This window comes from Actinomadura nitritigenes, from assembly GCF_017573545.1.
Lineage (GTDB): Bacteria > Actinomycetota > Actinomycetes > Streptosporangiales > Streptosporangiaceae > Spirillospora > Spirillospora nitritigenes.
The window spans coordinates 292,946-313,451 of the sequence record NZ_JAGEOK010000002.1 but is presented as its reverse complement, the minus strand read 5'-3'; the positions used below and the strand labels follow the sequence as shown (position 1 = coordinate 313,451).

Annotated in this window: 21 protein-coding genes; 12 read left to right on the top strand and 9 right to left on the bottom strand. The window is 73.3% G+C overall.

Annotation, left to right across the window (positions count from 1 at the left end; genetic code table 11):
* Nucleotides 1-94: 94 nt before the first annotated feature.
* The 8 genes from J4557_RS03790 (at nucleotide 95) to secY (ending at nucleotide 8,723) form a co-directional block, all read left to right on the top strand.
* Nucleotides 95-721 carry a helix-turn-helix domain-containing protein gene (locus J4557_RS03790; protein WP_208264921.1) on the top strand — a complete coding sequence of 209 codons (627 nt, stop codon included), beginning with the start codon at nucleotides 95-97 and terminating at the stop codon, nucleotides 719-721.
* A 345-nt stretch (nucleotides 722-1,066) separates the two neighbouring features.
* Nucleotides 1,067-1,897: a succinate dehydrogenase subunit SdhC gene (sdhC, locus tag J4557_RS03785; protein WP_208264920.1), complete on the top strand. Its 831-nt coding sequence runs from the start codon at nucleotides 1,067-1,069 to the stop codon at nucleotides 1,895-1,897.
* Nucleotides 1,898-1,909: 12 nt separating this feature from the next.
* The gene (locus J4557_RS03780) at nucleotides 1,910-3,922 is read left to right on the top strand and encodes a fumarate reductase/succinate dehydrogenase flavoprotein subunit (RefSeq protein ID WP_208264919.1); all 2,013 of its coding nucleotides are present in this window, start codon (nucleotides 1,910-1,912) and stop codon (nucleotides 3,920-3,922) included.
* The gene (locus tag J4557_RS03775) at nucleotides 3,919-4,689 is read left to right on the top strand and encodes a succinate dehydrogenase/fumarate reductase iron-sulfur subunit (RefSeq protein WP_208264918.1); all 771 of its coding nucleotides are present in this window, start codon (nucleotides 3,919-3,921) and stop codon (nucleotides 4,687-4,689) included. Before J4557_RS03780 ends, J4557_RS03775 begins: the two co-directional genes overlap by 4 nt.
* 293 nt (nucleotides 4,690-4,982) lie before the next feature.
* The gene (locus J4557_RS03770; protein WP_208264917.1) at nucleotides 4,983-5,699 is read left to right on the top strand and encodes a Crp/Fnr family transcriptional regulator; all 717 of its coding nucleotides are present in this window, start codon (nucleotides 4,983-4,985) and stop codon (nucleotides 5,697-5,699) included.
* Between the two features lie 51 nt (nucleotides 5,700-5,750).
* Complete coding sequence (locus J4557_RS03765; RefSeq protein WP_208264916.1) at nucleotides 5,751-6,740, top strand: LysR family transcriptional regulator; 990 nt, start codon at nucleotides 5,751-5,753, stop codon at nucleotides 6,738-6,740.
* A 131-nt stretch (nucleotides 6,741-6,871) separates the two neighbouring features.
* Nucleotides 6,872-7,294 (top strand): hypothetical protein, encoded by a 423-nt coding sequence (locus tag J4557_RS03760; protein ID WP_208264915.1) that lies wholly within the window; start codon nucleotides 6,872-6,874, stop codon nucleotides 7,292-7,294.
* Between the two features lie 142 nt (nucleotides 7,295-7,436).
* Nucleotides 7,437-8,723, top strand: a complete 1,287-nt coding sequence (gene secY / locus J4557_RS03755; protein WP_208264914.1) for a preprotein translocase subunit SecY — start codon at nucleotides 7,437-7,439, stop codon at nucleotides 8,721-8,723.
* A gap of 75 nt (nucleotides 8,724-8,798) precedes the next feature.
* Here secY and trxA read toward each other — a convergent pair whose 3' ends face one another.
* The 3 genes from trxA to J4557_RS03740 are packed head-to-tail and all read right to left on the bottom strand — an operon-like array spanning nucleotide 8,799 to nucleotide 9,944.
* Nucleotides 8,799-9,113, bottom strand: a complete 315-nt coding sequence (gene trxA, locus J4557_RS03750; protein WP_208264913.1) for a thioredoxin — start codon at nucleotides 9,111-9,113, stop codon at nucleotides 8,799-8,801.
* Complete coding sequence (locus J4557_RS03745; protein WP_208264912.1) at nucleotides 8,995-9,489, bottom strand: MerR family transcriptional regulator; 495 nt, start codon at nucleotides 9,487-9,489, stop codon at nucleotides 8,995-8,997. Before J4557_RS03745 ends, trxA begins: the two co-directional genes overlap by 119 nt.
* Nucleotides 9,490-9,512: 23 nt before the next feature.
* Entirely contained in the window at nucleotides 9,513-9,944 is a 432-nt protein-coding gene (locus J4557_RS03740) for a winged helix-turn-helix transcriptional regulator (RefSeq protein WP_208264911.1), read from the bottom strand.
* Between the two features lie 101 nt (nucleotides 9,945-10,045).
* On the opposite strand from J4557_RS03740, the gene J4557_RS03735 reads away from it, so the two are divergent.
* Nucleotides 10,046-10,966: an NADP-dependent oxidoreductase gene (locus J4557_RS03735; RefSeq protein WP_208264910.1), complete on the top strand. Its 921-nt coding sequence runs from the start codon at nucleotides 10,046-10,048 to the stop codon at nucleotides 10,964-10,966.
* On the opposite strand, the gene J4557_RS03730 is transcribed toward J4557_RS03735, so the two are convergent.
* Nucleotides 10,920-12,749, bottom strand: a complete 1,830-nt coding sequence (locus tag J4557_RS03730; RefSeq protein ID WP_208264909.1) for a bifunctional copper resistance protein CopD/cytochrome c oxidase assembly protein — start codon at nucleotides 12,747-12,749, stop codon at nucleotides 10,920-10,922. The genes J4557_RS03735 and J4557_RS03730 overlap by 47 nt on opposite strands.
* 57 nt (nucleotides 12,750-12,806) lie before the next feature.
* Here J4557_RS03730 and J4557_RS03725 point away from each other — a divergent pair, with 57 nt between their 5' ends.
* The gene (locus tag J4557_RS03725; RefSeq protein ID WP_208264908.1) at nucleotides 12,807-13,997 is read left to right on the top strand and encodes an ADP-ribosylglycohydrolase family protein; all 1,191 of its coding nucleotides are present in this window, start codon (nucleotides 12,807-12,809) and stop codon (nucleotides 13,995-13,997) included.
* On the top strand, nucleotides 13,994-15,433 hold the full coding sequence (locus tag J4557_RS03720; protein ID WP_208264907.1) for an SPFH domain-containing protein: 1,440 nt from the start codon (nucleotides 13,994-13,996) through the stop codon (nucleotides 15,431-15,433). Before J4557_RS03725 ends, J4557_RS03720 begins: the two co-directional genes overlap by 4 nt.
* Here J4557_RS03720 and J4557_RS03715 read toward each other — a convergent pair.
* From J4557_RS03715 to J4557_RS03695, 5 genes are read right to left on the bottom strand one after another with little or no spacing between them, the layout of a single operon-like run.
* Nucleotides 15,387-16,613: a cytochrome P450 gene (locus J4557_RS03715; RefSeq protein ID WP_208264906.1), complete on the bottom strand. Its 1,227-nt coding sequence runs from the start codon at nucleotides 16,611-16,613 to the stop codon at nucleotides 15,387-15,389. The genes J4557_RS03720 and J4557_RS03715 overlap by 47 nt on opposite strands.
* The gene (locus J4557_RS03710) at nucleotides 16,610-17,224 is read right to left on the bottom strand and encodes a GTP-binding protein (protein WP_208264905.1); all 615 of its coding nucleotides are present in this window, start codon (nucleotides 17,222-17,224) and stop codon (nucleotides 16,610-16,612) included. Before J4557_RS03710 ends, J4557_RS03715 begins: the two co-directional genes overlap by 4 nt.
* Complete coding sequence (locus J4557_RS03705) at nucleotides 17,202-17,558, bottom strand: DUF742 domain-containing protein (protein ID WP_208264904.1); 357 nt, start codon at nucleotides 17,556-17,558, stop codon at nucleotides 17,202-17,204. Before J4557_RS03705 ends, J4557_RS03710 begins: the two co-directional genes overlap by 23 nt.
* The gene (locus tag J4557_RS03700; RefSeq protein WP_243775208.1) at nucleotides 17,555-17,989 is read right to left on the bottom strand and encodes a roadblock/LC7 domain-containing protein; all 435 of its coding nucleotides are present in this window, start codon (nucleotides 17,987-17,989) and stop codon (nucleotides 17,555-17,557) included. Before J4557_RS03700 ends, J4557_RS03705 begins: the two co-directional genes overlap by 4 nt.
* On the bottom strand, nucleotides 17,986-19,305 hold the full coding sequence (locus tag J4557_RS03695; RefSeq protein ID WP_208264903.1) for an ATP-binding protein: 1,320 nt from the start codon (nucleotides 19,303-19,305) through the stop codon (nucleotides 17,986-17,988). Before J4557_RS03695 ends, J4557_RS03700 begins: the two co-directional genes overlap by 4 nt.
* Before the next feature lie 345 nt (nucleotides 19,306-19,650).
* Between J4557_RS03695 and J4557_RS03690 the strand changes: the two genes are divergently transcribed.
* Nucleotides 19,651-20,502 (top strand): helix-turn-helix domain-containing protein, encoded by an 852-nt coding sequence (locus J4557_RS03690; protein ID WP_307799356.1) that lies wholly within the window; start codon nucleotides 19,651-19,653, stop codon nucleotides 20,500-20,502.
* The last annotated feature ends 4 nt before the right edge of the window (nucleotides 20,503-20,506 follow it).

The following is a 20,506-nucleotide window of genomic DNA, read 5'->3' as shown; positions in this document are numbered from 1 at the left end:
CTTACCGTGGCACCATGGTGGCGAACCCAGAGGGCGTCATTGCGTTCGAGAATCTAGCGTTTGCAACTGTGAACAGTCAAGGGGGGCGGCGAAAATGGGCGTTGCCGCGGAGACGGTCGTCCGGAACCGGGCGCTTCAGACCGAGTGGTACGGCGAGCCGCTGGGCGACCGCGTCCGCCGGCTCCTGGATCGCCTCGGCCTGTCGCAGTCGGCGCTCGCCGGCGTCCTCGGCCTGTCCGCGCCGATGCTCTCCCAGCTGATGTCGGCGCAGCGCGCCAAGATCAGCAACCCGGCCGTCCTGCACCGGCTGCTGGCCGCCGAGGAGCTCGCCGCCGACCCGGGCTTCGGCGCGCTGGGCGCGGCGGAGGTCAAGGAGCGGCTGGAGGCGATCGGCGCCGAGTCGGCCGCGACGACCTCGGGCCTGCGCGTCGCGGCGTCCGGCCGCGTCCCGGTCGGCGCCTCCGCCGACCGGCCGTCCGACGGGGCGCCGCAGGGCGCCGGAGTGGCGGACGGCGCGCCCGTCCACGCGGAGCAGCCGGCGCGGCTCGTCCAGGCGCTGCTGCGCGAGGTGGCCTCGGCCGCCGAGATCGAGGCCGCCGCCGCGCTCATCGGCGACCGCTTCCCGGATCTGGCGGAACTGCTCCGCGTGTACGGCAACGGCCGCACGAGCGAGGCCGAGGCCCACTACGCGCGGATCATCCGGGACGCCCGCGGTCACTGAGCGCGTTCACCGGCCGCCCGCGCGCTTCCATCGGCGCGATGGCCGTCCGGTCATGCCGCGGCGTGCTCGTCTCGATTCCGCTGGGCCATAACGACTGGTTATGGGAAGCGGGCGGTGCCGTATCGCCTTTGGGCGGCTAAAGTCTGTGGTCAGGGTCACATGCGGGTCTGGCTGTTATGTATGTCACAGCTCCTGTGGGAAGGCGTAGGGTCGCTTCGCTGGAAGCGCACACGAGGCGTCACCGCGCGCATGCGGGACGGCGCCTCAGGCCGGGCGCGACGGCCGCGCGAGTGCGCTCAGACCGTGGTACGGGGACACGACGACCCGAGCTCAGGAGAGCGATCGATGAGCACTATGGAGGCGCCGGCCAAGTCGCGCGCCCAGATCAAGGAACGCACGCTCCGCAGGGACAACTGGCGCCTGTATCCGATCACGACGTTCGTGATCTTCACGGCGTGGGTGGTGTACGCGACCGTCAGGGCCTTCTGGGGCGCGGCGTTCTACGTCCCCGAGTACCACTACCTGACGCCGTTCTACTCGCCCTGCCTGAACGACATCTGCAACAACGTCACCGTCAACGGCCACACCGGCGACGCCGCGGAGTTCGGCACCTTCCTCCCGGCCGGCACCAGGGGCTTCATCCCCTTCGCGATCATCACGCTGCCGTTCCTGCTGCTGTTCCGGCTGACCTGCTACTACTACCGCAAGGCCTACTACCGCTCGTTCTGGGCGTCGCCGCAGGCCTGCGCGGTGCGCGAGCCGCACGGCACGTACACCGGCGAGCGCCGCTTCCCCCTCATCGGCCAGAACCTGCACCGCTACTTCTGGATGGCCGCGTTCCTCATCTCCGTCATCAACACCTGGGACGCGATCCGCGCCTTCCACGGCAAGGACGGCGGGTTCGGCATCGGCCTCGGCACGATCATCCTGGTCGCGAACGTGGTCCTGCTGTGGCTGTACACGCTGTCGTGCCACTCGTGCCGGCACATCGTCGGCGGGCGGCTGAAGAACTTCTCCAAGCACCCCTTCCGGTACCGCATGTGGGGGTGGGTCTCCAAGATCAACCAGAACCACGGGACCTACGCCCTGATCACGCTGGGCTCGCTGGTGGTGGCCGACGCCTATGTCGCGTTCGTGGCCGGCGGCGTCTTCTCCGACCCCCGCATCTTCAACTGAGGCCAAAGGATCATGACTGAGATCGAGAGGCACGCCTACGACGTCGTGGTGATCGGTGCCGGCGGCGCCGGGCTGCGGGCGGCGATCGAGGCCCGCCTCCAGGGCAAGAAGACCGCGATCATCTCCAAGTCGCTGTTCGGCAAGGCGCACACGGTGATGGCGGAGGGCGGCGCCGCCGCCGCGATGGGGAACGTCAACCCCAACGACAACTGGCAGGTGCACTTCCGCGACACCATGCGCGGCGGCAAGTTCATGAACAGCTGGCGGATGGCCGAGCTGCACGCCAAGGAGGCGCCCGAGCGCATCTGGGAGCTGGAGCACTGGGGCGCGCTGTTCGACCGCACCAAGGACGGCAAGATCAGCCAGCGGAACTTCGGCGGCCACGAGTACCCGCGGCTGGCACACGTCGGCGACCGGACGGGCCTGGAGCTGATCCGCACCGCGCAGCAGAAGATCGTCGCGCTGCAGCAGGAGGACCACGCCGAGCACGGCGACTACGAGGCCCGGCTCAAGGTGTGGGCCGAGACGACCGTGACGCGGCTGCTCAAGGACGGCGACCGGATCTGCGGCGCGTTCGCCTACGTCCGCGAGACGGGCAAGTTCGTGGTGTTCGAGGCGCCCTCGGTGGTGCTGGCGACCGGCGGCATCGGCAAGGCGTTCAAGGTCACCTCGAACTCCTGGGAGTACACCGGCGACGGGCACGCGCTGGCGCTGCTCGCCGGCGCGACGCTGCTGAACATGGAGTTCGTGCAGTTCCACCCGACCGGCATGGTCTGGCCGCCCTCGGTGAAGGGCATCCTCGTCACCGAGTCGGTGCGCGGCGACCGCGGCGTCCTCAAGAACTCCGAGGGCAGGCGGTTCATGTTCGACTACGTCCCCGAGGTCTTCAAGAACCAGTACGCCACCACCGAGGAGGAGGGCGACCGCTGGTACGACGACCCCGACAACAACAAGCGGCCGCCGGAGCTGCTGCCGCGCGACGAGGTGGCCCGCGCCATCAACTCCGAGGTGAAGGCCGGGCGGGGATCGCCGCACGGCGGGGTGTTCCTCACCGTCGTCGACCGGATGCCGGGCGGCGCCGCTGAGATCGTCCGGCGGCTGCCGTCGATGCACCACCAGTTCAAGGAGCTGGCGGACGTCGACATCACCAAGGAGCCGATGGAGGTCGGCCCGACCTGCCACTACGTGATGGGCGGCGTCGAGGTCGACCCGGACACCGGGGCGGCGAAGGTGCCGGGGCTGTTCGCGGCCGGCGAGGTCTCCGGCGGCATGCACGGCTCGAACCGGCTCGGCGGCAACTCCCTGTCCGACCTGCTGGTCTTCGGCCGACGCGCCGGGCTCGGCGCGTCGGAGTACGTGGACGCCCTGCCCGAGCGTCCCGGCGTCCCGGAGGCGGAGATCGAGGCGGCGGTCGCCGAGGCGCTCGCGCCGTTCGAGCGGGAGGACGGCGAGAATCCCTACGCCGTGCACGCCGAACTGCAGCAGACGATGAACGACCTGGTCGGCATCATCCGCAAGGAGGCGGAGCTGCAGCAGGCGATCGAGGCGCTCGGCAAGCTCCGCGAGCGGGTCGCCAACGTCGGCGTCACGCCGGTCGCGGTGGGCGACGACGGGCGCGGCTACCACCCGGGCTGGCACCTGTCGCTGGACCTGCGGAACATGATGCTGGTGTCGGAGGCGGTCGCGAAGGCGGCGCTGGAGCGGCAGGAGAGCCGCGGCGGGCACACCCGCGACGACTACCCGGGAATGTCGGCGGAGTGGCGGAAGGTCAACCTGGTCTGCGGCCTGGCCGGGGACCCGTCGTCCCCGCACGTCGAGCTGACGCGCCAGCCGATGGTGCCGATGCGCGAGGACCTGCTGGCGCTGTTCGAGACCGACGAGCTGAAGAAGTACCTCACGGCCGAGGAGCTGCCGGCCGAGGTGGTCGCCGATCCGGTGGAGCCGGAGGGTGCCGCCGCGGAGGCGGAGGCGTCCGCCGAGGAGGCGGAGGCGTCCGCCGAGGAGAACGAGGAGGGCGACCGATGAGCTACGAGGCCAAGTTCAAGGTCTGGCGCGGCGACGACGGCGCGGGCGAGCTGACGGACTACACGGTCGAGGTGAACGAGGGCGAGGTCGTCCTCGACATCATCCACCGCCTCCAGGCCACGCAGGCGCCCGACCTCGCCGTCCGGTGGAACTGCAAGGCCGGCAAGTGCGGCTCGTGCTCGGCGGAGATCAACGGCATGCCGCGGCTGATGTGCATGACGCGGATGTCCACCTTCACCGAGGACGAGACGATCACCGTCACCCCCATCCAGACGTTCCCGGTGATCCGCGACCTCGTGACGGACGTGTCGTACAACTACGAGAAGGCGCGGCAGATCCCCTCGTTCGACCCGGGCGAGGTGAAGCCGGGCGAGTTCCGCATGCAGCAGGTGGACGTCGAGCGCTCGCAGGAGTTCCGCAAGTGCATCGAGTGCTTCCTGTGCCAGAACGTCTGCCACGTGATCCGCGACCATGAGGAGAACATGCCCGAGTACGCCGGGCCGCGGTTCCTCATGCGGATCGCGGAGCTGGAGATGCACCCGGCCGACCAGGCGGACCGGCGCAACATCGCGCAGGACGACCACGGCCTCGGGTTCTGCAACATCACCAAGTGCTGCACCGAGGTGTGCCCCGAGCACATCAAGATCACCGACAACGCGCTGATCCCGATGAAGGAGCGGGTCGTCGGCCGCAAGTACGACCCGGTCGTGTGGCTCGGCACCAAGCTCGGCATCGTCAGGAAGGGGCAGGACACTTCGTCCGCCTGACCTGCGAGGGCGCCCGGGACGGCGGGCGGCGACGGCGGGCGGCGATGCCCCCGGACCGCCGCCCGCCGTTCCGCCGTTCCCCATGAACGCCGTGCTCGCCGGCGGGGGCACGGCGCCCCTGTCCACCGTGCCTCCGCGCAAGCCGGGCGCCGGCGGCCTGCCGGCCGCACACGCCGCGATCAACCCTGGCGCCCGCCCGTCCCGCTGAATAGGGAAGAGTGCACACAACGCGTGACAAATTCGTGATTATCCCCCGGGACCCGTGCCGCCGGGTTCCCCTTAGCGTGGTGGGCATGAGCCCCCTCGAACCGGGTTCGTTCCTTGCCGAGCTCACCCCGGCGGAACGCGGCGACCTGGAATCCCGCGGCCGCGTCCGCGACTTCGCCCGGGGGGACACGCTGTTCGTCGAGGGGGACCGGTCCAGCTGGGTGGCGGTCCTGCTGAGCGGGCGGGTCAAGGCGTTCTCCTACCGCGAGCACGGCGGCGAGGCGCTGCTCGCGGTGCGCGGGCCGGGCGCGCTGCTCGGGGAGGTCGCCGCGATCGACGGGCTGCCCCGCTCCGCCACCGTCGCCGCGCTGGAACCGGCGCGCGCGCTGGCCGTCACGGCCGAGGAGTTCATGGCGTTCCTGCAGGCGCACGGGCGCGTGTCCATCATCATCATGCGGATGCTGTGCCAGCGCTGGCGCGACGCGGACCGCAAGCGCGTCGAGTTCGGCATGTTCGACGCGACGGGCCGGGTGGCGCAGCGCCTCGTCGAGCTGGCGGAGCGGTTCGGGCAGCCCTACGAGGGACGCGCCGGCGCCGCCGGGCAGCGTGGTGGGCAGAGCGGCGGCCAGAGCGTCCGGATCACGCTGAACCTGTCCCAGGAGGAGCTGGCCGGGTGGGTCGGCGCGTCGCGGGAGGCGGTCAGCAAGGCGCTGCGGACGCTGCGGCGGCACGGCTGGATCGAGACGGGCCGGCGCCGGCTGATCGTCCACGACCTCCAGGCCCTGCGCCGGCACGCGCGCTAACGGCCAAGGCGGTCGCGGGCGGCGCCGGGGCGGGCCCGTACTCTGTGCAGGATGCAGTTACAGCAGCTCGCCTACTTCGTCGCGGTCGCGGAGGTACGCCATTTCACGCAGGCCGCGGAGCTCCTGCGGGTGGCGCAGCCGTCGCTGTCCAAGCAGATCCGCGCGCTGGAGACCGAGCTGAACGCGCCCCTCTTCTCCCGCGCGCGCGGGAACATCACCCTGACTCCCGCCGGGGAGGCGCTGCTGCCGCTGGCCAAGCGCATCCTGGCCGACGTGGACACGGCGCGGCTGGAGGTGCAGGAGCTGACCGGGCTGCGCCGCGGGCGGGTGCGGCTGGGCGCCACGCCGTCGCTGTGCGCGGGGCTCCTCGCGGACGTGCTGCGCCGCTTCCACGACGCCTATCCCGGCATCCAGCTGCTCGTGGAGGAGGGCGGGTCGCGCGACCTGGTGAAGGAGCTGACACGGGGGTCGCTCGATCTGGCCCTGGTCATCCTGCCGCTGCACGGCGACCCGCCGCTGGACACCAGCCCGATACTGCGCGAGCACCTGGTGGTGGCCTCCCCGGTGGGCGCGGACGACGGCGACGCCAGGGCGGTGCAGATGCCGCGCCGCTCCTATCTCCGCATCGAGGACCTGCGCAACCGTCCGCTCGTGATGTTCCGGTCGGGCTACGACCTGCGCGAGGCGACGATCAGCGCGTGCCGCGCCGCCGGGTTCGAGCCGCGGTTCGCCGTCGAGGGCGGCGAGATGGACGCCGTCCTGCGGTTCGTCGAGGCGGGACTCGGGATCGCGGTCGTCCCCAGCATGGTCCTCGCGGGACGTCCGGGCCTGCGCGGGACGCCGCTCGTCCTGGCCGACGAGGAGGCCCGGCGCGGCCATCACGGGCCCGGCCTCCTCCGCACGATCGCCCTGGCGCACCGCAAGGACGTCGACCTGACGCACGCGGCCCGCGCCTTCCAGGACCTTTTGATGACGTTCCTCGTGGAGGCGGGCGCGGCGGGCGACCTTCCCGCCGGCGTGGAGAGCCTCGTCCGCGACTGATCCCCCGCCCTTCGCCGACGGCTCGGCGATCACCTTGCGGGCGCGCGAACCGCTGATCCGGTTCGGGGCACCGGCCGGCGGCGGCGTTGTACGGTTACGGGACGGGCGGCGGGCGGCGAGGGGAGGCCGGTGTGGAGCACCGCACCTCCCGGCAGCGGCGCCTGGTGATGCTGCTGGCGGGCTTCTTCGGCTTCGCCATGACGGCCACCCTGTCCGTCGTTCCCAACGCGGCGGCCGTCGAGATCGTCCGGATCGGGACGGCGGCGGCCGCGAGCGGCACGGGCTCGCGGGGCTCCGCGGCCTCGCCCGTCCGGGACCGCCGCTCCGCGCCCGCCTGGCCGCGGTTCTCCGCGGCGGACGTCCACCTGTGGAAGCGGCTCGGGTTCGTCTCGAGCGGGACGCGGGGACAGCACGCGGTCCTGCCGTCGGCCGATCCCGACCTCGCGCTCCAGCGCGTCCGGGTCGCGGCCGCCTGGTCGCGCACGGTCGTCCCGGCGTCCGTCCACACCGGCACCGTCCAGGTGCGCGGGCCTCCGCTCCGCACGGGTTCCTGACGCTCACCAGTCACCGGCCGCAGTAGTCCTGCGGACGCTGCGGCGTACCCGTACGGAGGCAAGTCATCTTCCGCATCGCCATGCGGCGAGCGCGCCATGCGCTCGCCCGGTTCGCACTGCCCGCGCACCGGCCGGACGCGGCGTGCTGACCGCGCTCACCCGCGCGTTCCGGACCCCGGATCTGCGCAAGAGGCTGCTGTTCACCCTGTTCGTCGTCCTCGTGTTCCGGCTGGGGCAGAACCTGCCCCTGCCGAACGTGGACGTGACCGCCCTGAAGTCCGCCGCCGACGCCGCGAAGAGGAACGATCGGCTGTACGGGCTGCTCGACCTGTTCAGCGGCGGCGCGCTGCTGAAACTGTCGGTCTTCGCGCTCGGCATCTACCCCTACATCACCGCGAGCATCGTCCTGCAGCTGCTGACGGTGGTCGTCCCGAAGCTGGAGGCACTGAAGAAGGAAGGCCAGTCCGGCACCACGAAGATCACGCAGTACACCCGCTACCTGACGGTCGCGCTGGCGATCCTGCAGGGCGCGAGCGTCGTGGCGATGACGTCCACCGGGCAGCTCTTCCGGGGCTCGGACGGCATCCTGCACGACAAGGGGGTCTTCCCGATCGCCACGATGGTCGTGTGCATGGTCGCCGGGACGGCCGTCACCATGTGGCTGGGCGAGCTCGTCACCGAGCGGGGCGTCGGCAACGGGATGTCGGTCCTGATCTTCACGCAGGTGGTGGCCGTCTTCCCCGGCCAGCTGTGGGGCATCTACAAGGCGAAGGGCGGGTTCGTGTTCGCCCTCGTCGTCATCGTCGGGCTGGCGATCATGGCCGGCGTCGTCTTCGTCGAGCAGGCGCAGCGGCGCGTCCCGGTGCAGTACGCCAAGCGGATGGTCGGCCGCCGCGTCTACGGCGGCACCTCGACCTACCTGCCGCTGAAGGTCAACCAGGCGGGGATCATCCCCGTCATCTTCGCGTCGTCGCTGCTGTACCTGCCGGTGCTGGCCACCCGGCTGTGGCCGGACGCGGCGTGGCTGCGGCGGGTCCAGCCCTATCTCGACCAGGCGAACCCGTGGCACATGAGCGCGTTCTTCGCGCTGATCGTGTTCTTCACCTACTTCTACGTGGCGATCACCTTCAACCCGGTGGAGGTCGCCGGCAACATGCAGAAGTACGGCGGCTTCGTGCCCGGCATCCGGCCGGGACGCCCGACCGCCGAGTACCTCGACCACGTCCTGACCCGCGTGACCGCGCCCGGCTCGCTCTACCTGGGGCTCGTCGCGCTCATCCCGATGGCGGCGCTGGCGCTCCTGGACGTGGGGGACCAGTTCCCCTTCGGCGGGACGACGATCCTCATCGCGGTCGGGGTCGCCCTGGACACCGTCAAGCAGATCGAGAGCCGGCTCCAGCAGCACAACTACGAGGGGTTCCTCGCCTGACCGCGGGCCACCGCGCGAGCCGCCGCCGGGACGCGCCGTCCCGGCGGCGGGCCGCACGGCCGCCGGACCGGTGGGTCACAGGTGCGGGGCGAGGGCGGCGAGGAGGTGGCGCTTCGGCTTGGCGCCGACCATCTGGTGGACGACCTCGCCGTCCTTGTAGAGGGTCAGCGTGGGGAAGCCGAGGACGCCGTACCGGCTGGTGATGTCGGGGTTCTCGTCACCGTTGAGCGAGGCGATGGTGAGCCGGTCGCCGAGCTCGGCGTCGATCTGCTCAAGGATCGGCGCGATCATCTTGCACGGCGGGCACCAGTCGGCCCAGAAGTCGACCAGGACCGGGCCCGGCGCGTTCAGCACCCGCTCGTCGAAGGTCGCGCTGGTCACCGTGATCATTGGTCGCCTCCTGGGGGACGGTGCAGCCCGGGCAGGCCCGGGCGAGTTGGGCGGCCACGTCGGCGCGGCGCCGGACGAGGGTGCGGATCTCGGCGTCGATCTCGGCGAGCTTGCGGCGGTAGACCGCGACCGGCTCGGGGCACGCGTCACCGGTCGCGTGGCCGGAGCGCAGGCAGTCCACGAACGGGCGGGTCTCCTCCAGCGTGAACCCCGCCGCGAGCAGCGACCGGATCTGCGCGACGAGCCGCAGGTCGGACTCGTCGTACTGGCGGTACCCGTTGGGCGCGCGGCGCGCGGTGATCAGTCCCTGCTGCTCGTAGAAGCGCAGCGTGCGGGTGCTGACACCGGCGCGTTCGGCCAGCTCGCCGATCAGCATCGGAGACCCTCCTTCGGTGGCCGTCAGCGACCGTACGCCTTGACGTGCGCGTCAAGGTCAAGCGGCGCGGGCTCGGGACGGGCGTCGAAGGACTCCCGGGCGGTGAGGACGTCGGGTACGTGGGCCACGGCCCAGTCGGCGATGGCGCTGGTCAGTCGGCCCGCCTCGGCGCCGAGCGGGGTGAGGCCGTACTCGACGCGCGGCGGGACGGTCGGGTAGACGGTGCGGCTGACCAGGCCGTCGCGTTCGAGGGCGCGCAGGGTCTGGGTGAGCATCTTCTGGGTGATGCCGTCGAGGGCGCGGCGCAGCTCGTTGAAGCGCATCGGCCCGTCGCCGCGGCGGAGGGCGGCGAGCACGTAGAGCGTCCACTTGTTGGCGAGGACCTCGATGACCGTGCGGGACGGGCAGTCGCGGCGGTAGGTGAGGGGCCACCGGTCGTGGCGGGCGGTATCCATAAGGTACCTGAATATCAAACAGGTGCCTTCTTCACAATGGATACCTGCCCCGTCCAGCATGGACGCAGGGCGGTCGGGTGACCGCGGAAGGGGTGTCGGAGATGCGTGCAGTGAGGCAGCGGACGTGGGGCGGCCCGGAGGTCCTGGAGGTCGCGGAGGTCCCGCGGCCGGACGCGGGGCCGGGCGAGGTCCTGGTCCGGGTCGCGGCGGCCGGGGTGAACCCGGCGGACTGGAAGATCCGTTCGGGTGCCGTGCGGAGGTTCGGGGAGCCGCCGTTCACGCTCGGGCTGGACGTCGCGGGCGTGGTCGAGGCCGTCGGCGGCGGGGTGTCCGCGTTCCGTCCGGGGGACGCGGTGTTCGGCAACGCGCTGCCGCCGAACGGGGCGTACGCCGAGTTCGTCGCGGTTCCGCAGGAGCGGCTCGCGCACGTCCCGGACGGGCTGGACCTCGTGCACGCCGCGGCGCTGCCGACCGCCGCGCTGACGGCGTGGCAGCCGCTCGTCCGGGTCGCCGGGGTGGGCGCGGGGCAGCGGGTGCTGGTGCACGCGGCGGCGGGCGGGGTCGGGCATCTGGCCGTGCAGGTCGCCAAGGCGCGCGGCGCGCACGTGACGGGCACGGCGCGGGCCGCCAAGCACGCGTTCCTGCGCGGTCTCGGCGCCGACGAGCTGGTCGACTACACGGCGGACGATTTCGCCGCGACCGTCCGGGACGTCGACGTGGTCCTGGACCCGATCGCCGGCGACTACGGGCCCCGGTCGCTGCGGACGCTGAAGCCCGGCGGGCTGCTCGTCGACGTGCGCGGCACCGGTCCCGACCGGACGGAGGTGCGGCGGCTGGCGGACGAGCGGGGCGTGCGGTTCGTGGAGTTCGGCTTCACCCCGTCCGGCGCGGACCTGGCCGAGGCCGTCCGCGGCGGGGTGCGGGCCGTGGTCGACGAGGTGCTGCCGCTGGCCGAGGCGGCGAAGGCGCACGAGCTCAGCGAGACGGGACGGGTGGCGGGGAAGATCGTCCTCGTCGTGTGAGCCGGACCCGGGCGGCGGGGCGGAGCCGGGTCGCGGGGCGGAGCCGCCGGACGAGGTGGAACAGCGCGGCGGGCGCGGCGGCGGCCCACAGGATCGCGGCGCCCGCGTGCTGGTCGTCCAGGGGAGGTGCGCCCCAGCGGCGCCCGAGCCCTTCGTACCAGCCGCCGCCGAGGACGGTTCCGTCCAGCATGAGGACGATCCCCGCCGCGACCAGCAGCAGCGGCAGGACGAGCGGTACGCGGGCGCCGCTGAAGAAGGCCAGGCCGATGGTGAGGAAGCAGGCCATGGCCAGCGAGTGCAGCGCATGGTTGGCGAGCGACGCACCGAACAGAGGCGAGGCGTAGTACGCGTAGAGGCTCAGCAGGAGCAGTGCTGAGGACACGACCGGTTCCCTGAGGAACCGCACGCCTCGGCTGTCGAGAACGGCGGCGAGCATCGAGCCCGCAGGTACGAGCCGTGAGGGACGTCCATACAGGAGCAGTATGGGCGCGACCACTCCGACCAGTACGTGCTGCAAGGCGTGCGTGCTGAACAGGACCATGCTGTAGCGGGCGATACCGCTGCCCATGGCGAACAGCAGGACGCTCAACCCTGCGGCCCACGCCACGCTGCGGCGAACGGGCCAGCTCCCCGCCCGCATCACCCCGACCCCGTACAGGACGGCCCCAACGAGGGCGAGCACCAGGAACAACGGGTCGATCCACCAGTGCGTCAGGTAAGCGCCGACGCCGGCGGGGCCGGGCAGCGGGAAACCGAGTCGCAGGGCGACCGCGTCGATGGTGCCGGGCGAGACCTCGGGCGGCGGCGTCCGGGACAGGCCGGTCGCCAGCGCCATCGTCGCTGCCATCGCCACGATCTCGGCCGACCCGAGCCGGACGAACGGCCGGGGCGCCGACGCCAGCACCGGGATCGTGGCGCGGCGGTGCCACCAGCCCATCGCGCCGAGGGCGACGAGCGCGGCGGCCTTCGCCGCCACCAGCGCGCCGTAGCGCGACCCGAGGTGCGGGCCGCCGAGCCGGATCCACGCGTTCACCGCGCCGCTCACGCCGACGACGGCGAACGCGGCCAGCGCGAGCCGGCTGTACCGCTCCACGACGCGGGGCAGCCGGTCGCGGATCTCCGGTGCGAGGAGGACGAGCACCACGAGCCCGCCGATCCACAGCGACGCGCCCGCGATGTGGGCGGCGAGGCTGTAGACGGCGAGGGCGTGATGGGACCCGGTCGCGGCATGGCCGGTGAACAGCGGCGGCATGAGCCCGGCGAGCGCGCCGAGCAGCAGGTGTCCGGCCGCGCCGGGGGCGGCGCGCAGCCGGCACGCCCACCAGAGCGCGGCGGCGGTCCCGAAGACGAGGACCAGCGCCCGGCCCTGTGGCAGGTCGAGAAGGAACGTCAGCAGCATGTCGCCGCTGATCCCGGTGAGCCCGATCCCGAACAGGTCGGACACGCTGAACGCCGCGAGCGCGAGCGTGCACAGCGCCCAGGCCAGCGCGCTCAGCGACGCCGCCCGCAGGCACCGGCGCGCGGTGCCCGTCGCCGGGACGTACACGGCGGCGGCGAGCAGCCAGCCGACCGTCACGGTGGACGCGGCGTTCACGCCCAGCTTGGCGACGGTGAGGCCGGTCTCGGTCAGCGCGCCGGCCTCCGACAGCCCGGGCGCGGCGGCGGCTCCGAGCGACCCTCCGAGCCGGATGACCAGCGCGAGGACGAGCAGGGACGCCGCGAGCGCCGCCGTCAGGAGGACGGGCCGGTCGATCCCGGGCGCATGCCGCGGTCGCGTTGCCACGGCGGGAGATACGCGCGGACCGGGGCGGAAGGTTCACCGCGCACTAAAGTGTCCGCCATGCCGCCGCCGCCCGTGCCGCCGCCGCCTCCCTACTCCCCGCCCCCGTCCTCCCCGTCTCCGGTCCCCCCGCCGCCGCGCTTCCCGCCGAACCCCGACCCGGACCGGCTGCACGCGTGCCTGCTCGGCGGCGCGATCGGCGACGCGCTCGGCGCGCCCGTCGAGGGCCTGACGCTCGACCGGATCCGGGCGCGGCACGGCCCGGACGGGGTGACCGGATTCGTCGACGAGCGCTTCGGCGCCGGCGCCATCACCGACGACACGCAGCTGACGATGTTCACCGCGAACGCGCTGGTCGAGAACTTCCTGCGGGCCCGCGAGCGCGGGATCGGCGGCGCGACGGCGGGCATGCTCCAGGAGTCGTACCTGAGGTGGCTGAAAGGCCAGGGGGAGGAGTTCCCCGACCAGGGCATGGGCGGCATCTGGCGGTTCCCGCAGCCGGAGCACGCGCTGATGGCGCGCCGCGGGCCTGGCCGCAGCACCATCTCCGCCCTGCTCAAGGCGGCGGCACGGCAGCGGTCGGGGTGGCCGCTCGGGACGGTCGACGAGCCCATCAACGACTCGAAGGGCTGCGGCGGCGTGATGAGGGCGGCGCCCTGCGGCTTCCCGCCGTGGGGAGGGGGCGCCGAGAGCGCGTTCCGGATCGGCCGGGACGCGGCGGCGCTCACGCACGGCCACCCCAGCGGCCACCTCCCGGCGGGGGTCCTCGCCGCGGCGGTGTGGGTGCTGGTGCGCGGCGGCGACCTGCCGGAGGCCCTCGACGTCGCCCGCGAGCAGCTCGAGACCCAGGACGGGCACGGCGAGACGTCCGCCGCCCTCGACGCCGCCGTTGACCTGGCCCGCCGAGGCGGGCCGCCGTCGCCCGAGCGGCTGGAGACGCTCGGCGCGGGCTGGACGGGGGAGGAGGCGCTCGCCATCGCCGTCTACGCCGCCCTCGTCCCGATGCCGTCCGAAGGCGGGCCGGCCCGCAGGCTGCTGCTCGCCGTCAACCACTCGGGCGACAGCGATTCCACCGGCGCGATCTGCGGCAATCTCGTCGGCGCGATGTGCGGCGCCGAGGCCCTCCCGGCCCGCTGGCGGGCGGACGTGGAGGTCGCCAAGGGGATCGAGGCGCTGGCCGAAGCCTGCGCCGACGAGTTCGGGCCGACCCCGCCGGTCGACGCCACGGGACACCCGACGAGGAGAAGATGAGCGCCAACGACGGTGGCAACACCTACCTGGAGAAGGTCGTCGCCCAGCAGGCCGTCCTGGAGGACGGCCTGAGGTCGCGCCGCTCGGCCCCGCCGCCGCCCGGCGCGGTGCCGCCACCGGGACCGCTGGCCAAGCGGGACCGCGCGCTCGGCGCCGAGCACGCCGAGCACGCCGAGCACGCCGAGGCGGGACCGGTCGAGGTGCGGATCAAGGGGTTCTGGCGCTGGAAGAACGTGCTGGTCCCGCCGAACGCCTTCGTCGTGCACACCCGCCGGGGGCGCGCGGAGCCGTTGCACATCGGGCTGGGGGTGTCGTTCCGGTTCAACCCGTCCACGGACTCGTTCCTGGTGGTGCCGGGCGCGACGCAGACGATCCTGATCAACGCGTACTGCATCTGCAGCGAGCTGCAGGGCGTGCTCGTCCAGGGTTACGTCCAGTGGATCATCCAGGACTTCGCGACCGCCTACCGCAAGCTCGACTTCGGCGACGCGCAGGACCCGATGCGGGTGGTGAACCTCCAGCTCCGCGAGCAGGCGGAGGCGGCGATCAAGGACAAGGTCTCCAGCATGGGCGTGCGGGACGTGCTGAGCGACAAGCAGCCGATCATCGAGGAGCTCACCGCGCGGCTGCGCGCCGTCGCCGAGGGCGAGGACCACAGCGACCGGGGCCTCGGGCTGCGGATCGTCACCGTGCAGATCAAGGAGGCGGTGGTCAGCTCGTCGCGGCTGTGGGAGAACCTGCAGAAGCCGTACCGGGCCGAGCAGGGCCGGATCGCGCGGCTGGCGGAGCTGGAGGCGGAGGAGGCCGTCGCGCAGCGGGAGATGGCGGCCGAGCGGGTCAAGGAGACGCAGCGGCTGGAGCACGAGCGGGAGCTGGCGGAGCTGCGGTCGCGCAACGAGGCGCGGCGGTTCGACACCGAGGCGGCCGAGAAGCAGCGCCGGACCCGCCGCGAGCACGACGACGCCCGCGAGGTCGCCGAGCTGGAGACCGAGACGACGCGGCACGCGCTGCGGATGGAGCGGGAGCGGCACGCGGAGGAGGCCGAGACGGGGCGGCTGCGGATCGAGCGCGACCACGAGCTGAACCGGCTGCGGGTCGAGGGCGAGCTGGTGCTCCAGGAGACGCGGGCCCGGTCCCAGCACGAGACGGCGCTGCTGGGGCTGGAGCGCGACCGGGCCCGCGCCGCGATGGACAACGAGCAGACGCCCGCGGCGATCCAGGCGCGCCTGATCGCCCGGCTGCCCGACATCCTGGAGCGGCTGCCGAAGCCGGACGAGCTGCGCACCGTCACCGTCAACGGCGCCGACCAGACCAGCCTGGCCGGGCTGCTGACCCAGCTCGCCGCGGTGGTCGGCGCCCTGCGCGCGGCCGCCGGCGAGTCCCCGTCCGTCACGGGCGGGGCGCCTCCGGAGGGAAGCGGACGGGCAGCGCGGTGAGCGCCCGGTGGAACGGGCCCGGCCGCCATTCCAGCTCCTCGGCCGGGACGGCCAGCTCCATGTCGGGCAGCCGGTCGAGGAGCATCTCGATCGCGGCGGACGCGATGAGCCGCGCGTGCCCCTTGGCCGGGCAGGTGTGCGGGCCCGCGCCGAAGGCCAGGTGGGCGCGGTTGCCCGTCCGGGCGTGCGAGGCGCGGGACGGGTCGGTGTTGGCCGCCGCGTAGGAGATCAGGACGGGCTGGTGGGCGGGCAGCCGGTGGCCGTGGAAGTCGAGGTCGTGCCGCGGGAAGGCGGTGTTGTAGTTCGCCAGCGGCGGGTCGGTCCACAGGATCTCGTCGAGGGCGTCCTCGACGGGGAGGTTGCCGCCGGACAGGTCGCCGCCGAACCGGTCGTCCGACAGCAGCAGCCGCATGCCGTTGGCGATGAGGTTCTGCTCCGGCTCGGTGCCGGCGCCCAGCAGCAGCACGATCTGCTCGGCCATCTCGTCGTCGTCGAGCTCGGCGGGATGGTTCATCATCCAGGACGTCACGTCCGCGCCCGGGCTCTCCCGCTTCAGTGCGACCAGGTCCCGCGCGGCCTGTCCGAGCATGGCGTTGGCCTGCTCCGGGGAGACCCCGTCGAAGATCCCGCTCATGCCGCGCACCAGCCGGTCCCCGATCTCGGGCGGGCAGCCGAACAGCTCCCGGAACACCAGCAGCGGCAGCACGCGCGCGTACCCGCCGATGAGGTCGGCCTCCCCCTCGCCGGCGAACCCGTCGATCAGCGTCGTCGCGGCGCTCTCGGTGTGCTCGCGCAGCGCGGCGGGATCCACCCGGTCCAGGCTCTCCTTGATCACCGCGCGCAGGCGCGCATGCGTGGCGCCGTTGGTGAACAGGGCGTTCGGCCGGCTCATCATCATCGGCAGCACCGGGCACTCCGGTCCCACCGACGCCTCCCACACCGTGCTGCAGCGGGGGAAGGTCTCCGCTTCCCGCATGACCTCCAGCGCCGCGTCGTAGCCGATGACGAGGGTCGCCGGGACCCCGGGCGAGATCTCGACGGGCGCGAGGTCGCCGTGCGCGCGCAGCGCGGCGTACACGCGGCGGGGGTCGGCGGCGAACTCCGGCCCGTAGAGCCGTCCGGGTTCCCGGCCGTCGCCGCCGGCGGGGTCGTCCACGGGACGGGTCTGGTCGACGGTCACTGAGCCTCCTGACCGAGCGTGAGCAGGTGGTCGACGAGCGCGATCAGCGCGTGCGTGGAGGACGTCCGCTCCCGCGCGTCGCAGGTGACGAGCGGCGTGGACGGCGCGAGGTCGAGCGCCTCGCGCACCTCCTCGGCGGGGAACTCCGGCGATCCGTCGAACCGGTTCACCGCCACCGCGTACGGCAGGCCCTGCTTCTCCACGATGTCCATGACGGCGAACGACTCCTGCAGCCGTGCGGTGTCCACCAGGATCAGCGCGCCGAGCGCGCCGCGCGCCAGGTCGTTCCAGAGCCGGGTGAAGCGCTTCTGGCCGGGCGCGCCGAACAGGTACAGGACGAGGTCGTCGCTCAGCGTGAGCCGGCCGAAGTCCATCGCGACGGTGGTCGTCGTCTTGTCGCGGACGCCGGCGAGGTCGTCGACGGTGGCGCCGGCCTGCGTCATCCGCTCCTCGGTGCGCAGCGGCCGGATCTCCGACAGCGTCCCGACGTAGGTCGTCTTGCCGACCGCGAAGTGCCCCACGATGAGGATCTTGACGGCGGTCCGGACGGTGTCGCGCAGGTAGGGCCCGTCACCGACCGCTCTCCTGTCAGAGACTTGCGCGGAGTCCATCGAGCACCTCCTGCAGGAGCCGGGTCCGGGACGTCGGGGCGGCCGGTGCCGGCGCCCGCGTGGTGAGGTGGCCGCTGTCGACCAGGTCGGACAGCAGCACCTTCGTGACCCCGACGGGCAGGGCCAGGTGCCCGGCGATCTCCACGACCGACAGGGCGCCGCCCCGGCACAGCTCCACGATCCGCAGCTTCTCCGGGCTGAGGCCGGCGCGGGGCAGGTCGCCGGCCGAGATCACCAGCGTGACCAGGTCGAACACGTTGCGGGACGGGTGCGCCCGGCCGCCGGTGACCACGTGCGGCCGGACCAGCGCCCGCTCGTCGCGGCGGCGGCTCATGCGCGGCTGTCCGCGCCGGGGCGCGGCGGGCTGGTCAGCTCCTTGCCCAGCCGCTGCACCAGCTCCTGGAGCCGGAACGACACCGTCTCCATGTCCACGTGCTGCGTCGCCGACACCGCCAGGTAGGCGCCCGGCCCCGCCGCGACGAGGAACACGTACCCGTCGTCGAACTCGCTGATGGTCTGCCGCCACGGCGTGCCCGCGTCGCCGCAGAACTCGGCCGTGCTGCGGGCCAGCGACTGCAGCCCGGACATGCCGGCGGCCTGCCGCTCCGCCTCGTCCCGGCCGATGCGCTCCGAATGGGCCATCAGCAGCCCGTCGGCCGACAGCAGGATCGCGTACCGCGTCTCGGGCATCCGCAGGGCGTCGTCGAGCATCCACCCGAGCCGGTTCGTGCCGTCGTCCATCGCGCCGTTCCACCCCTCGTTCATGGCCGCAGGTCCTTTCCTTCAACGCCCGGCGGCGGCACCGGAGTGCCGGCGGGCGGCGTGCCGGCGCGGCCGGAGCGGGTGCCGCGCTGCCAGGCGCCGAGCCCGGCCGCGGTCTCGCGCGGCGGGCGCACCGGCTCGGCCCAGGCGGCCGGGGCGGGTGCGTCCGGCTCGTCCGGTTCGGGGGCGCGGTCGGCGACCGCGACGCGGCTGCGCTTCGGCAGCCCGTGCTCGGTGGACGGGACGTCCGGCGCGTCCGCGGCCCGCGCGCGCTCGGCGCCGCCGGACGCGGCGGGTTGCGTCCGCGGGCCGTCGGGAACCTCGGTGAGCAGTGTGCTCGGCACGAACACGACGGCGCGCACGCCACCGTAGGGGGACCGCGAGTCGACCGACACCGAGAACCCGTACCGGGCGGCGAGCACGCCCGCGACGGCGAACCCGACGCGCGGCGGGTCGCCGAGCCGGTGCACGTCCACCGACGACTCGCCGGACAGCAGCTCGGTGGCGCGCTGGAGCTCCTCGGCGTCCATCGCGACGCCGGCGTCGTCGATGGTGATGGCGACGCCGTTGTGCGCGGTGCGGAAGTTGACCTCGACGGCGGTGTCCGGACGGGAGTGGCGGGCGGCGTTGTCGAGCAGCTCGGCGAGCGTCAGCACGACCGGCTCGACCGCCCGGCTGGTGATCGCGACGTTCACCGGTCCCTCGAGGTTGATCCGCAGGTAGTCGCGGATCCGGGAGGTCGCGCCGCGCACCACGTCGGTCATCGAGGACGCCGAGCGCTGCTGGCCCGGCCACGACCCGCAGAGCACGGCGGTGGCCTGCGCGCGCCGGCCGAGCTGGGCGTTCATGTGGTCGATGCGGAGCAGGCCGTCGAGCACGTCGGGGTCGTCGTGCCGCTCCTGCATCGAGGAGATGGCGAGCTGCTGCTCGTTGGCGAGGCTCTGCACGGCGCGCATCATCGCGCGGAGGGTCGACTTGGCGGACTGGTCGGCCCGCGCCCTGACCCGGTCCGCGGACCCGGCGAACAGGTCCATCACCGTCTGCAGGGACTGGCCGAAGGCGGGCGCCTTGCGGGTGAGGTCGTGCAGGGGGCCGGCGACGCGCATGCCCGGGTTGTGGAGGGAGTCCATCAACTCGGGCAGCCGGACGTCGGCGAGGTGCCGCAGCTCCTTGTCGCGCAGTGCGACGCCGGCCGCGAGGGCGGCGTTCTGGTCGCGGAGCTCGGCGGTCAGGCGCCGCTGGCGTGCCAGCTGGACGGCGGCGGCGACGCCGGCGGCGGCCACGACGACGAGCGCCGCCGCCAACAGGATTTGCTCCATCGGATCCTCGTGCACAGGGGAGTCGGGCGAGACGGGCCGCGCGTCGGACCGTCTCGTGGCCGGTGGGATGGGTGCCGGCGGCGCCGGCCGGGGAGGTGACGCGCCGCGGTTTCGTGACCGTAGGCCGAGGCGGCGCGGGCGCGCTTGTGTCCGCGCGCAGAGAACTTGCCGCCGGACGCATGCCACGATCACCAGCAGTCCGATACGCGTTACTTTCCGGCGTGTCCTCCTGATTTAGGGGCGCGGATCGTACTACGCTCGCCTGCGGCGGGCCGCCCTGACCAGCGCGTCCCCGACGCCCGGTCGGCGCCGTCCGCCGGGGTGCGGCACGGCGGAAGGGCAAGGGTGGACGACGGCGCCTACCAGCTCGTCCTGCGCCGGTCGGAGCAGATCGACTGCGTCCGCACCGCCGGCCAGGCGCGCCGCGAGCGCGCCGACGGCTACCGGTTCCTGCTGCCGCTCGACGGCGAGCTGACCCTGGCCCAGGACGGCCGGGAGGCGCGGCTGCGCCCCGGCACCGGCGGCCTCGTCACGCTGGCCGAGCCGTACCGGATCGGCATCGGGCCCGGGAACGGTCCCACCGCCGCCCGCCCGGACGACGGGAGCCGGCGCGCCGGCTCCGCCAGGGCGTTCGTCATGACGATCCCGGCGCGCGAGATGGACCGCCGGCTGCGCCGTCCCTCGCCGGTCGCCACCGGCCTCGACCTGTCCACCGGCCTCGGCCGCGTCGTCGCCGACATGGTGCGGGCCGTCGGCGAGGAGCGCCGCGCCCTCAGCGCCGCGCAGTTCGACGCCGCCTGCGACCGGATCACCGAGCTGCTCTGCGTGATCGTCGCCGGCCGGCAGCGGCCCGCCGCGCCCGGCCACCTCGCCGAGGTCGAGGCGGTGGTGCGCCGCTACGTGCGCGAGCACGCCACCGAGCCCGGCCTCACCGGCGCCGCCGTCGCCCAGGACCTCGGCTGGTCGCTGCGCCAGGTGCAGCTTGCCCTGCAGCACGCCGGGACGACGCCGCGCGAGCTGATCCGCGAGGAGCGGCTCCGGCTCGTCCGGGACCGGCTGCGCAACCCGCAGGACCGCGACGTCACGATCACCGACCTCGCGCACGCCGCCGGGTTCTCCTCGGCCAGCGCGCTCAGCACCGCGTTCCGGCGCCGGTTCGGCGTGAGCCCGCGCGAACTCCGCCACGCCGCGCACTGACCGT

What these genes read in the sequence shown, in the direction of transcription:
- J4557_RS03790 (WP_208264921.1), top strand. Translation starts at nt 95, where the DNA reads ATGGGCGTTGCCGCGGAGACGGTCGTCCGGAACCGGGCGCTTCAGACC.
- sdhC (WP_208264920.1), top strand. Translation starts at nt 1,067, where the DNA reads ATGAGCACTATGGAGGCGCCGGCCAAGTCGCGCGCCCAGATCAAGGAA.
- J4557_RS03780 (WP_208264919.1), top strand. Translation starts at nt 1,910, where the DNA reads ATGACTGAGATCGAGAGGCACGCCTACGACGTCGTGGTGATCGGTGCC.
- J4557_RS03775 (WP_208264918.1), top strand. Translation starts at nt 3,919, where the DNA reads ATGAGCTACGAGGCCAAGTTCAAGGTCTGGCGCGGCGACGACGGCGCG.
- J4557_RS03770 (WP_208264917.1), top strand. Translation starts at nt 4,983, where the DNA reads ATGAGCCCCCTCGAACCGGGTTCGTTCCTTGCCGAGCTCACCCCGGCG.
- J4557_RS03765 (WP_208264916.1), top strand. Translation starts at nt 5,751, where the DNA reads ATGCAGTTACAGCAGCTCGCCTACTTCGTCGCGGTCGCGGAGGTACGC.
- trxA (WP_208264913.1), bottom strand. Translation starts at nt 9,113, where the DNA reads ATGATCACGGTGACCAGCGCGACCTTCGACGAGCGGGTGCTGAACGCG.
- J4557_RS03745 (WP_208264912.1), bottom strand. Translation starts at nt 9,489, where the DNA reads ATGCTGATCGGCGAGCTGGCCGAACGCGCCGGTGTCAGCACCCGCACG.
- J4557_RS03740 (WP_208264911.1), bottom strand. Translation starts at nt 9,944, where the DNA reads ATGGATACCGCCCGCCACGACCGGTGGCCCCTCACCTACCGCCGCGAC.
- J4557_RS03735 (WP_208264910.1), top strand. Translation starts at nt 10,046, where the DNA reads ATGCGTGCAGTGAGGCAGCGGACGTGGGGCGGCCCGGAGGTCCTGGAG.
- J4557_RS03725 (WP_208264908.1), top strand. Translation starts at nt 12,807, where the DNA reads ATGCCGCCGCCGCCCGTGCCGCCGCCGCCTCCCTACTCCCCGCCCCCG.
- J4557_RS03720 (WP_208264907.1), top strand. Translation starts at nt 13,994, where the DNA reads ATGAGCGCCAACGACGGTGGCAACACCTACCTGGAGAAGGTCGTCGCC.
- J4557_RS03710 (WP_208264905.1), bottom strand. Translation starts at nt 17,224, where the DNA reads ATGGACTCCGCGCAAGTCTCTGACAGGAGAGCGGTCGGTGACGGGCCC.
- J4557_RS03705 (WP_208264904.1), bottom strand. Translation starts at nt 17,558, where the DNA reads ATGAGCCGCCGCCGCGACGAGCGGGCGCTGGTCCGGCCGCACGTGGTC.
- J4557_RS03700 (WP_243775208.1), bottom strand. Translation starts at nt 17,989, where the DNA reads ATGAACGAGGGGTGGAACGGCGCGATGGACGACGGCACGAACCGGCTC.
- J4557_RS03695 (WP_208264903.1), bottom strand. Translation starts at nt 19,305, where the DNA reads ATGGAGCAAATCCTGTTGGCGGCGGCGCTCGTCGTCGTGGCCGCCGCC.